At 40.6% G+C, this 12,772-nt stretch carries 8 protein-coding genes; 5 read left to right on the top strand and 3 right to left on the bottom strand.

Annotation, left to right across the window (positions count from 1 at the left end; all coding sequences use genetic code 11):
• The first annotated feature begins 62 nt into the window (after positions 1-62).
• The 4 genes from K1X82_05670 (at position 63) to K1X82_05655 (ending at position 4,829) form a co-directional block, all read left to right on the top strand.
• Complete coding sequence (locus K1X82_05670) at positions 63-1,661, top strand: carboxypeptidase regulatory-like domain-containing protein (GenBank protein MBX7181579.1); 1,599 nt, start codon at positions 63-65, stop codon at positions 1,659-1,661.
• Positions 1,662-1,802: 141 nt separating this feature from the next.
• Complete coding sequence (locus K1X82_05665) at positions 1,803-2,591, top strand: PorT family protein (GenBank protein MBX7181578.1); 789 nt, start codon at positions 1,803-1,805, stop codon at positions 2,589-2,591.
• An 8-nt stretch (positions 2,592-2,599) separates the two neighbouring features.
• Positions 2,600-4,231, top strand: coding sequence for an NAD+ synthase (locus K1X82_05660; GenBank protein ID MBX7181577.1), 1,632 nt, complete (start codon positions 2,600-2,602; stop codon positions 4,229-4,231).
• Between the two features lie 79 nt (positions 4,232-4,310).
• Positions 4,311-4,829 (top strand): hypothetical protein, encoded by a 519-nt coding sequence (locus K1X82_05655; GenBank protein ID MBX7181576.1) that lies wholly within the window; start codon positions 4,311-4,313, stop codon positions 4,827-4,829.
• Positions 4,830-5,401: 572 nt separating this feature from the next.
• On the opposite strand, the gene K1X82_05650 is transcribed toward K1X82_05655, so the two are convergent.
• Genes K1X82_05650 through K1X82_05640 form a run of 3 tightly spaced genes read right to left on the bottom strand, consistent with a single transcriptional unit; the run spans position 5,402 to position 11,970 of the window.
• On the bottom strand, positions 5,402-6,160 hold the full coding sequence (locus K1X82_05650) for a response regulator (protein ID MBX7181575.1): 759 nt from the start codon (positions 6,158-6,160) through the stop codon (positions 5,402-5,404).
• A gap of 6 nt (positions 6,161-6,166) precedes the next feature.
• On the bottom strand, positions 6,167-10,429 hold the full coding sequence (locus tag K1X82_05645) for a PAS domain S-box protein (protein MBX7181574.1): 4,263 nt from the start codon (positions 10,427-10,429) through the stop codon (positions 6,167-6,169).
• A complete protein-coding gene (locus K1X82_05640) occupies positions 10,426-11,970 on the bottom strand; it encodes a hypothetical protein (protein ID MBX7181573.1) in 1,545 nt (514 codons plus the stop codon). The genes K1X82_05645 and K1X82_05640 overlap by 4 nt, the downstream gene beginning before the upstream one ends.
• A 122-nt stretch (positions 11,971-12,092) precedes the next feature.
• On the opposite strand from K1X82_05640, the gene K1X82_05635 reads away from it, so the two are divergent.
• On the top strand, positions 12,093-12,772 hold a 680-nt coding region (locus K1X82_05635; protein MBX7181572.1), incomplete at its 3' end, for a CNNM domain-containing protein.

Below are 12,772 nucleotides of genomic sequence, written 5' to 3'. Positions count from 1 at the left end.
TTCCACATCGGTCTACAATTCAAATCAAGCCTTAATTTAGCAATTCTTACGAATAGTCGCAGATGTCTAAGCTAAAAACCCTTTTATTTCTTTTTTTAAGTCTCATTGCAGTGGAAACTTTTGCCGGACCGGACGGGCCCGATAAAATAAAAATGACCAAAGCAAGGCTTAAATTCAACGAACAGGATTATGCCGCCGCATTGAAAATGTATCAGGATATGTACAATCAATTTCCGGATGATGCAGAATTAAATTTTAGAATAGCGGAGTGTAAAATCCAGATGAAAGACCAGGCTGGGGCTATTCCATATCTGGAAAAAGCAAAAACCAGCAACGATAAAATTGATAAAATGCTATACCTTTATTTAGGAAAAGCATACCAGGAGTCCGATCGTTTGGAAGATGCCATCAAGGCCTACGAAAGTTTTTACAATGTTAAAGGAGTGGAAAAATCTGATGCAGAACAGGCCATTTACTACAAAAAACAATGTCAAACTGCCCTGGAATTAATGAAACACCCCCTTTCGGTTCGGATTACCAACATGGGTGAGCGAATCAATTCTGACCACAACGATTATCACCCATCCTTCACTGCCGATGGAAAAACTTTGATATTGACCAGCCGTCGGGGAGAAGGGAAAAATGCCAAAAAGGATGTGAATGACGATGAGTTTTTTGAAGATATTTACATGTCGCACTTTAATGATACCACCCGGGAATGGGAAAAAGCAGAACCGGTAATAGGTGCTTTAAACACCGATGGCCACGATGCTGCATTTAGCATTACTGCTGACGGAAAAAGAATTCTATCCTATAAAAACGAAAACGGCGGAGATATCTTCCAGAGCAAATCCAATAAAAACGGGAAATGGAGTGCGCCTGCACCTTTTCCTAAGCCAATCAATTCGCCTTATTGGGAAAGTTATGCCTGCCTAAGCGCCGATGGAAAAACGATTTACTTTGTAAGCGAACGGAAAGACGGTTTTGGAAGTGGAGATATCTATGTTTCTCACAAAGAAGGCAGAGACGGATGGGGCAAACCGGAAAACTTGGGCTCTAAAGTAAATTCCAGCGAAGATGAAGTAGGTGTGTTTTTGCACCCCGACGGGAAAACGCTTTTCTTTAGTTCAAAACGTGCTAATTCTATGGGTGGTTATGATATTTTCAAAACCACATTTGATGGTACCGAATGGAGTTCTCCTGAAAACTTGGGCTATCCTATTAATACCACCGGGGACGAAGTGGATTTTGTACTTGCCACGGATGGGAAAAAAGGATATTTCGTTTCCAGACGGGAAGGTAGTATTGGAGGTTTCGACATTTTTCAAGTGGATTTGAGCAACCACAACATTATGAATTCGGCTGATTTTAAAGCCAACGCTTCCAATGGACTTTCCATCCTCAAAGGAACTGTTATTGATAAAGATGCCAATACCATCTATGGAGCAAGCATTAAGGTATTAGATGCCGAGGGCAAATTAATTGCGAGCGCAGAATCAGATGAAGAAGGAAATTACTTTCTAACCCTGGAAGGCGATAAGGATTATACCGTTCAATTTTCTGCTACCGGATTTTCTGATAACTCCGAAAAAGTGTATTTGCCTAAAGAAGCCGGTGCAACAGCCACTTTGTCTAAAGCCTTGGTTTTAGAACGCAAATAAATCAACTCCATTTCTATGAATCCCGGACATACGCCTCGTGTTTCCGGGATTTTTTTGCCTTTCAACATCCTTAGGTTGAGTATTTCTATTGGGATTAATCCCTGGTATTAATGGATTACTGACCTTTGCAAAAAATCAACCATGAAAAAACTGTTGTCCCTGTTCCTTGTTTCATTATTAAGTACTTCCCTTTTTGCCCAGGACTCAAGCCCTGCAGCGGCCCAAGATGCGCCCAAAGTAAGACTTGGGCTTCGGGCAACACCTACTATCAATTGGATGGGATTTGACACTCAACATTTTAAAAGTTCAGGTGTTAGAATGGGGGCAAAATTTGGTTTGTTGATGGATGCCCGTTTGGGAAAAAACTATGCTATAGGAACAGGTTTAGACTTTGTGATGGCCGGAGGTATAGCTTCCATTAGCGACTCCGTAATTAAGGTAAATGAAACAGATGGAATTTTCGATACCATTTTAATGAACCAGCGCACCTATAAGCTTCAGTATGTAGAAATTCCCCTTACCTTAAAATTAAAAACCAATCAAATTGGCTATTTTACCTACTTTGTACAATTGGGCGGTTCGGTTGGGTTTAATGTAAGCGCCAAATCTATTGAAGCCGGAAAATCGCTTACAACCGGAAAAGAATATGCTGAAACGGTTAAACTAAAAGCCGGATTGGCCAGTGGTTCGGAGGTGAAATTAGTTAGAGCCGAAGTAAACATTGGCGTTGGGGCTGAATGGGCAATCCAAGGAAATTTAGGTTTGCTATTCGGGGTTTCGTATCATAAAGGTGTTACCAATGTGTTTAATGGCAGCAATAAAAACTTGCAGAATTATTTCAAGGTGCCTGTCAATGGAACCAATACCGTTTCTATTCAACAAAAATCAACCAATAGCTATGTAGCTGTTGATATTGCACTTCTGTTTTAATCCGGTTCATGAAAATTGCCCTTTGCCAATTAAATTACCACATCGGCCATTTTGAGTCAAACCGTTCTAAAATTCTAACGGCACTTGAAAAAGCCAAAGAAAATGGTGCAGACTTAGCGGTTTTTGCTGAATTAGCCATTTGCGGTTATCCTCCTCGTGACTTCCTGGAGTTTGATGATTTTATTCAGCAATGCGAATCATCCCTTCATCAAATTGCAAAAGCTTGTATAGGGATTTCTGCTATAGTAGGTTGCCCTCAAAAGAATACCTCCGGCAAAGGAAAACCACTTTACAATGCTGCCTTTTTATTAGAAAATGGAAAAGTAAGTCAAGTAACCCACAAGGCTTTGCTTCCAACCTATGATATTTTTGACGAATACCGGTATTTTGAACCTGGTAGAGAATTCGCTCTTGTTAATTGGAAAGGTATGAACCTGGCATTAACCATTTGCGAAGACCTTTGGCAAACCGATGGCAATAAACTTTACGAATCTTGTCCAATGGATGTTTTGAGCCATTTGAAACCCGACTTATTAATCAACATTGCCGCATCTCCTTTTGATTATAACCATGCCGACGAACGGAAGGAGGTGCTTTGCTGGAATTCCAAAACCTACCAGGTGCCCCTGGTATATGTTAATCAAATTGGGGCACAAACAGAACTAATATTTGATGGCGGATCCCTGTGCATAAACGCTCAGGGTGAAATTTGCCAGGAACTAAGCTACTTCGCAGAAGAAATTAGAATAGTGAACTTTCCTTTCACCGATGAAAAGGTTCTTTCCGGTTTAAGCACTACCTTTATTGGAGATATTCACCAGGCCTTGCTTCTTGGAATAAAAGATTATTTCGGGAAAATGGGTTTTAAAAAAGCCATACTCGGCTTGTCGGGGGGAATTGATTCGGCCGTAGTAGCCTGTTTAGCAGCACAAGCATTGGGAGCTGAAAATGTTCGTGGAATCTTAATGCCCTCCGAGTTTAGCAGCGACCATTCCATTACGGACGCCCTTGCTTTAGCCGAAAACCTTGGAATAGCCCACGCTATTGTTCCTATCAAACAGAATTACGATACTGTATTAGAAAGCTTAAAGCCTTTGTTTGGCAGCCTTCCCTTCGGTTTGGCCGAGGAAAACTTACAGGCCAGAATTAGGGGAGTTGTTTTGATGGGAATTAGCAATAAATTTGGGGAAATACTGCTGAATACCTCCAACAAAAGCGAAGCTGCTGTGGGTTATGGAACCTTGTATGGCGATATGAACGGAGGACTATCTGTTTTGGGCGATTTATATAAAACCCAGGTTTACGATTTGGCCCATTATATTAACCGAAAATGGAACCTGATTCCGGTAAACAGCATTAGTAAACCACCAAGCGCCGAACTAAGGCCCGGACAAAAAGATAGCGATTCCTTGCCCGACTATACCATTCTTGATAAAGTTTTATACCAATATATCGAAGAGCGAAAAGGCCCGACAGAAATTATTGCCATGGGGTTTAATGAAGAGTTAGTTAGAAGGATTTTAAAATTGGTAAATAACAGTGAATACAAGCGCCATCAAACACCGCCCATTTTAAGAATTTCATCCAAGGCATTTGGTATGGGTAGGCGGATGCCTATTGTTGGCCACTATTTAAGTTAAGCCTACTTTAGCAAACCCTTGTTCTTAACTTTTGTGAATTGTAAAAACAAAATCCTGTCTGCTTTTTATCTTTGATCCAATGATTAAAAAACTCCTACTCCTTTTTCTGTTGCTTTGTTCAGGAGTATATAGTTACGGACAAGCTATTAATTGCTATGGAGCCTGTATTGACACTACATCAGTTCCTAATCCGTCTTCGTTTATTTGTGGACCTTATGGTTATGCCCCGGTTTGTGGTTGTGATGGTAACACTTATGTGAACGACTGTTTTCGTTACCAAAACAATGTATGTTCGGTAACAGGTGCTCCGATTTGTGAAGAAGTTGCCATTTATTTATTGGTAAACCCCGTATCATCAACTATGGCAGGGTACAATTCCATTGCCCAATTTTATGTAACTACTTTAAACGATCCCAACGTTTTGTTTCAGGTAAGTGATTTTTATGGCAACGTGTATATTCGACAAAACCTGGTGGTACAGCCCGGCACGCCCTTGATGCAAACCTTTGACCTTGGTGCTATGCAAACCGGCATGTATGTGGCGAATGCTGTGGCCAATGGCAGTGGGGCTTATTTTAAATTTGTAGTAGTAAATTAAACTGTTGTTTAAACCCAAATCTAATAGGTGCATCCTTCTAAAATTTGGTTTAAATCCTATTGCTGCAAGGTTTTGAATTAGATTTTCTTACATCCTTATTTTTTAAAGATTACTTTGGAACATTAATCAACAGACCCTATTTATTTTGGTTGGCTAGCAATAAAGTTTTTCAATGCTCAGCTTGTTGGGTTTGCACCTCGGGCAACGATAGAGGTAAGTAGCCCACAGGCCCACGCGGCGCTAGCCAAGTGGGCCGAGGACTACAACCGATAGCGTGACCCGAACGCCCATGCAGGACCATTGAACAATTGCAGACTTTTTGTTGGGCGTGAAGGGGGCCCGCCAAATTCTTAGCATTATTCTATAGACCAAATGAACCTGGACTATCCTCTACAATAACCCAGATTAGGGATTACAAATAATTATTCAAGGCAAACCCAACTAAATCAAGTAGTTAGGATTTGAATTCATCCCGTTTCTTCATTTGGGATTAAACATTGTTTTGGGGCTTATGCATAAAAAAAACCGGCTAAAAACGAATTTAAGCCGGTTCTTGGAAAAGAAAAAAGGTTTTATACGAAGGTAAGTCTGGCCATTAAATCATCTTTGTAGGAACCGCCTATAGGAACGGTGATTTTTTTATCGCCCGACTCGATGATAATATTGGGTTGTTCAATGGCAATGATCCGTTCTACCCTAACAATGAAAGAGCGATGAATACGGAGAAAATCGGAACCGGAAAGCGCCCGTTGAATGTCTTTCATGGTGCTATGCACGGTATACTTGGTAGTTGGGGTATGAAGGATTACGTAATCTTTAAGCGCTTCCACATGGGAAATATCCTTGGTGCTAACTCTAACCAGGCGGCTATGGGAACGAACAAAAACGGCGTCGTGGGCTGCTTTATCGGTAATAATGGCCGAATAGAGATCTCTTTCCTTTTTAATTTCCATCTCCTTGCCATGTTTATACAAAGCCATTTCGATGGTAGTATGCAAATCAATTTCTTTAAAAGGCTTAATAATGTAGCCATAGGGTTCTGAAATCTTGGCCTTAGCAAGGGTGCTTTCGTCGGCATAAGCAGTAAGAAAAACAACCGGAATATCATACCGGTCTTTAATAACATTGGCTGCATCGATTCCGCTTAAGGAGCCTTTCAGCATGATATCCATCAATACCAAATCGGGATTAGATTCCTCTACAGCTTGCACAGCATCCTCGCCGGTTGAAACAACCAAGGGAACATGATAGCCTAATTTTTTAAGGCTATTTTGGATGTCTTTTGCTACGATTCCTTCATCTTCAACGACGAGTATGTTAGTTTTTGACATGAATTTTTAATTTTCAGGTTGGTTTTCTTTAAAAAGGATTGTAAAGATAGCCCCTTTTTCATTATCTAGATTAATTTTTCCTTGAATTTGTTGCACCAAAGTCGTTACCAACTGCAATCCTAGCGATTCGGTGGATCGAAAATTTATTTCGGGTGGGAAGCCTTTTCCATTATCGGCAACTACCAAAGAATAATTTCCATTTTCAAGAAGATGAAGTACAATTTTCAAGTTACCTCTTCCGGTTTCGTTGAAAGCATATTTAAATGCATTTGTGACCAGCTCATTGATAACCAAACCTAACGGAATGGCAGTATCAAGACCCAAGTAAACCTGATCGAGTTCAAATTCAACTTCCACACTTTCCTTAAATAGGTTATAGCTTTGAGCCAGGTTAGAAACCAAATTTTGTATGTATTCGGTAAAATTAAAGTGGCTTAGGTTTCGGCTTTGGTACAATGCTTCATGGATGTAAGACATGGATTTGATTCGGTTTTGACTTTCCTTAAGCATTTCAATGGTCTTTTCATCAACCATGTAAAGGGTTTGCAGGTTAAGAATACTAGAAATAACCTGCATATTGTTTTTAACCCGGTGGTGAATTTCCTTAATGAGAATTTCCTTTTCTTTCAGAGATTCCTTTACCTGTAGTTCGGCCAATTTTCGTTCGGTGATATCTTCGTAAGACGCAATAAAATATTGCGGATTCCCTTTGGCGTCGCGGACTAGTGACACCGAAACTTTAACATCCAGTTCGTTTCCGTTTTTGTGGTAATAGCGTTGTTCTCCTTCAATATTATCTAGCTGTCCGGTAGAAAGTAAATCCCATTTTGAAAGAACGCTTTGAAGGTCCTCGGGATGAAGTAATTCAAAAAACAACTTCCGGTTAAGTTCTTCCGGACTAAATCCGAGAATAGCGGATAGACGGCGATTAACCAAAATAAAACGACCGGTTTTAGCAATACGAGCAATTCCAATAAAGGCTTGGTCGTAGATTACCCTAAATCGTTCTTCGCTTTCTCGCAATTCGTCTTGCCTACGTTTTTGTTCGGTAATATCACGGATAACGCCCATTACACCGACCACCTGGTCATTCACCACAATTTTTGAGGATGTAAGATAAACATCTATGGTACGTCCATCTTTTTTAACCATGGTTGTTTCGCCTGCAAACTGACCGAATTCGGTGATAGAATTATTCCATTCGGCGTAAACCTTTTTATCGGCAAAAAGGATAGATAGCGCCTGGCCTTGAACCTCTTCCTGAGAATATCCGAAGGCAAAGCTGGCGGCCGGGTTAAATTCCACAATATGGAGATCGAGGTCTGACGACACAATCATGTCGATGGATGATTCGATCAGTGACTTTTTATACTCCTGTTCCGATTGCAACTTTGTTTCAGCCTTCAAGCGTTCATCTATTTCATGTTGCAATTGCATATTTGTTTCTTCTGCAATTTGGGCTCTCATTTGCTCCATTGTGAAAGCCTTTCTGACCGAAATATCCTGGAAACTCAATTGAATATTGGTTTCATTTTCTTCTTCCACCAAGCGTCCATAAATTTCAACCTCAAACAAACGACCGGCCCCTTGTTTTATGAATTTAGTTTCTAAGCTGGCTGCCTTGCCCCGGGTTCTTATTTCTTGAAGGAAGATGGATAAGTCGGTTCGGTAGTCGGGATGCAACAACCGGTAAATTTCCATGCCTACCAGGATTTGGCTTGGATGTTCCAGCATTTTTTCAGCGCTATGGTTAGCAAAACTGATTTTATCTTCTTTGTTCAGCAGGAAAATCCCAAGCGGAAGGTAGTCGATGAGGTTACGGTAGCGTTCGTTGCTTTGCTTTAGGTTTTCCTCAAAGTGAATGCGTTCAGTAACATCGTTCACAACGGAGATACGGACCGGTCTGCCGTAGTAGGGCACAATTTCCTCCTTCATTTCGGCAGAAAAAACCAATCCGTTGGCACCTACCATTTTTATCATGTAGGTATGATTATACTTTTTCCGTTGGTTAGCCTGCACCATTTCAAGAAAAGAAGGCTCGATAAAGGAATTGAATTTTAATCCGAGCAGATCGTCCTTTCGGGCAAAACCAAGCATTCGGACAAACTGTTCGTTAGAATCAATAATGATATCCTCAAAGCTAAGAAACACCCCTTCGTTGGAGGCTTCGGAAAGCAGTCTAAACCGTTGTTCGCTTTCCTGAACCCTTAATGTGGCAGTTTTTAAGGAAGTAATGTCTTCAAATGTTCCTATCCATCCTAAAAACTTGCCTTCTTTTCGCAAAGCAACCGAAAACACTTTCACCCACCTTACACTGTTGGTGTTTTGAGGTACAATTCTAAACTCGATATGAAGTCCTTTTTGTTTAACAGTAATTTCCTGGCTTTCAGCCAAAACCCGGTTTCGATCGGCCGGATGAATCATATCCTTTACTCGCTCCGGATTCATCTCCTCTACTCTAACCCCACAAATATCTTCGACAGTTTTATTAATAAACACCGGGTTTCCGAATGAGTCCAACTGAAAAATTCCAATGGGTGCTGAATAGCTTAAAGTTTTAAAACGTTCTTCACTTTCCTTTAATTCCTGGTCGAGACGCTTTCTTTCGCTTATATCCAACAAGATTCCGGCATGGTAAGGAGCCTGATTTGACGGAGTAATATTGCTTATGAGATCTTCTATCCAAAGGTATTTTCCATTGGCGTGTTTTACGCGGTATTCCAGCCTAAGCACTTTATGCATATCGCCCAACTCCCAATCTTTCAAAGCCTCTTCTACCCTTTCCAAATCTTCCGGATGAATAATTTCCCTATACTTTCCCTGAATGGTTGTAAATTGTTCGGTAGGATAACCCAACAATACAGTAAAACTTTCGGATAAATATTCCCTACCCTCACCGGATTCATAAAATACAGCATTGGGCAAACTGTCAACCAAATTCTGCAGCCTTGATTCCACCAGGGCCGCACGACGTTCCCGTTGCCTTTCTTCTGTTAAATCAATTCCTATTGAGATGGTGCCGGTAATACGTCCGTGACTATCTTGAACAAAGGAATTTCTCCAGGCAATGGTTTTTCTTTCACCTGTGATAGTAATTAAATCGCCTTCATATTTTTCATTAATCTTTCCTGTTTCCAAGGCGTGAGCATGATAACCCTTCACTAATTCCCGCTCTTCAGCCGGAATAAACAAATCGAAATAATTCTTACCCTTTATTTCATCTTCTCTAACACCCAACAATTCGCACCCATGTTTATTTAGCAGTTGTATAGAGAAGTCCTGGTTTATTACAACAATAATACTTGCCGTTAATTCAATGTAGCTTTCTGCCAAAAACTTCTCCTTCAACAGTCGTTCTTCCTTGTCTCTCGCTGCCTGTATATCAGTGATTCGAACCAACAATACCCTTTCTGATTTAATGGTAAGGATACTCATAACCAATTGAGACCAAAAGATTCGACCATCCGAGGATACACATTCTCTTTCACAGGTATAACTACCTTTTTCTTTCAAGGTGGTATAAATTACCTGATGCTCCAGGCTATTATAGGGTTGGAGTAATAAACGTTCCGATAGGTTTTCTTGCAAGTCCTCCTGATTCAAACCAAACAACTTCATTCCCCTTTCGTTGGTTCGAATAACTTTTAAGGATCGGAAACTGAGTAGAAAAATGGCATCATTGGAAGTATCTACAATTTTGGAAAGCAGCCTTTCGTTGTCTTCCAAATCCATAATGAGCTTGATTCGTTGCCTTAGAAAAAAGAATACAAACAAAGCATAGAAGAAGAGGAAGAAAAAAATATAGGACTTCGAAATAGCTACTTTGTTGGAAAGCAGAATTGATAAAAGCAATAATATACTAAGCAGGGAAGAAAAGTAAGCCAGATGGCGTAAACGAATAATAATCAGAGTAATAACTACGGCGCCAATAATCAAACCAAAAGTATAGTCAACCGTAAAGCCATTCACATAGCCGGAGCCTACGGCCGAAAGCATCACCAGGGTTAACAGTCCAAGGAATATCCGACTAATATGTTTTTGAATAAAGCCTGAAACAAAGGACAAAATCAACAGCAAAGCAAAAGCTAAGGTAAATCCTGCCATGGCAAACACCGGATATACCTTGCCATTGTAAATTGAAAAGTAGCCTAAAACGGGAATAAATAAGCCGCACAGGGAATAAAACCTAACCAAGTTCAATTCCCCATCCATCAGTCTACTGAAGTAAACTTTTTGGGCGAATTCCTTGATTTGCTGCTTGATGGTCATTCTGCTGGTGACGGATTTGCGGCGCCGGTTTCTACATCGGATTTAATTCCTTCATACTTTACCTCCATCCCTTCTTTAAACGTAATAACCAGGTATTGTGTTCCATCTTCGGAATACCTTATCCAGTCGCCTTCTTTGTTTCCGTCGGCATACTTACCAAACTCTTTTACTTTCCCATTTGGCCAGTAACTAATGTATTTGCCATTTAGCCTATTCCCCAGGTATTTAGCCTCATACATCGTTTTTCCATCGTTATAAAAGCCCTTCCACTCTCCTTCCAGGCTTCCGGCTTTATAGCTGCCAATTTCCCTAAAATCGCCGTTTTCATATTCCCAGGGACCTTCTTTTTCTCCTTCGATGTAGGAACCTTTAGTAACCACTTTTCCACTATCGTTGTATTCAACCGATTCCCCATCTTCCAGGCCCTTGTAATAGTTTTCTTCTCTTCTAATTTGTCCGCCCTGAAAATACCAGGTCCATTTTCCATCGGGTTTTCCATCGGCATAGGTTCCAAATTGCTCCTGTTCTCCGTTTTTAAAATAAAACTTCCAAGGTCCCACCCGTTTGTTATTTAGGTAACTTCCTTCTGCTTTTAATTCGCCGGTTTCATGAAATTCCTTCCATTTACCTTGCTTCATTCCTAAGCCATCCACAACGCCTTCGCCAAGCAGCTGACCTTCTTTAAACAGTTTGGAATTAACCACTTTTCCGGCTTCATCATAATAACGGGTTACACCTTCGGCAACTCCATTTTTATAACTTCCTACAGATTTTTCCCTGGCATTGTCATAATACTCCCGCTTAATATCCAGTTTCGCCGTTTCCTGGGCATCCAATACCGGAATATCATCCACATATTTAGTAGCCGACAATAGGTTTCCATCCTCATCATACACCTTCAAATACCCATTTTTCTTGTCATTTTCATATTTACACTCGGTCTCTATTCGTCCGCTTGGGAAAAACTCCACTTGCATCCCTTGTCGCTGGCCAAATTTATCGACCCGGTTAATTTTTTCGTTTCGAATTTTATATCCGTTTTTATACTCTATGATAGTTATAACCACGCCAATACCGGAATACTCATAACTCAATCCTTGCTCCTTACCATCTACATACTGAATGGCCTGGCGTAACGATCCGTTGGAATGATATAAACGTGTTTCTCCTTGTTTAACATCATTCACAAACATCTCTTCCATCTGCTTTTTTCCCTCGATGTCAAAGCTGGTTTTGATGCCATTCTTCTTGCCTTCTTTGTAAGTAATGAAGGAGCTGGGTAAACTATCAGGAGTAAAAAACTTCCATACACTATCCAACAAAAAATTTACCCGATTTCCTTCTGATTTAAGCGCCCCACTTTCATACCAGGTTTTCCAGTATCCATCCGGTTTGCCGGCCACCAATTTACCTTGACTGGAAGGTTTACCGTTGGGATAATAATACACCGTTATGCTGTCGCCTGGAGTTTGGCCCAGCAATCCTGTTAACGGAAATGCACCCATCCCAATCCACAAAACAATCTGTTTTAGCTTCATCACTGCCCAAAAGTAGGTCTTTCTTTAAAATTTTTGTCCTTAATTTTTGGTAATACCCTGCCTCTGAATTAAATTACAACTTTATATGCATTTCTTTACGTTCTTTGCACCACCATTTCCAAGCTTTGAACCAAGAGTTACTTATTATTTTCATCTGTCTTGTTTCCTCGGCTTTCTTTTCCGGAATGGAAATTGCCTTTATTTCGGCCAATAAGTTTCAAATAGAACTTCAGAACAAACAAGGCAAGTTCTGGGCTAAAATCTTCTCTTACTTTAATAAACACCCCAGCCGTTTTATTTCTACCATGCTGTTGGGTAACAATATTTCTCTGGTTGTATATGGTATGATGATGGCGGCTTTGCTGGAGCCTCCCATGGCCCAACTTATCCCTAGCGGACTATTAGTGGTACTTCTTCAAACCTTGTTTTCTACCATGCTTATCCTGGTTACTGCCGAATTTCTTCCTAAAGCCCTGTTCCGAATCAACCCCGGCGTAATGCTGTCAACCTTTGCTATTCCAACCGTTTTTTTCTACGGACTTCTGTATCCCATTGTTTATTTTACCACCTCCCTTGCCGATTTTATTCTAAAACGTTTGTTCCGGGTAAAAACAGTGAAGGAGGATGTTAGCTTCGGAAGGGTTGACCTCGACAATTACCTTAAAGAGGCCACCTCCAATATTCGCGAAGACCAGGAAATTGAACACGAAATCGAAATTTTCCAAAATGCCCTCAGCTTCTCCGAAATTAAAGTGAGGGAATGCATGGTGCCCCGAACCGAAATTGTCGCCATCGAAGTAATGTC

This window comes from Bacteroidia bacterium, from assembly GCA_019695265.1.
Lineage (GTDB): Bacteria > Bacteroidota > Bacteroidia > JAIBAJ01 > JAIBAJ01 > JAIBAJ01.
Note: the sequence above shows the minus strand (reverse complement) of the source record. Positions and strands in the feature narration are given on the sequence as shown.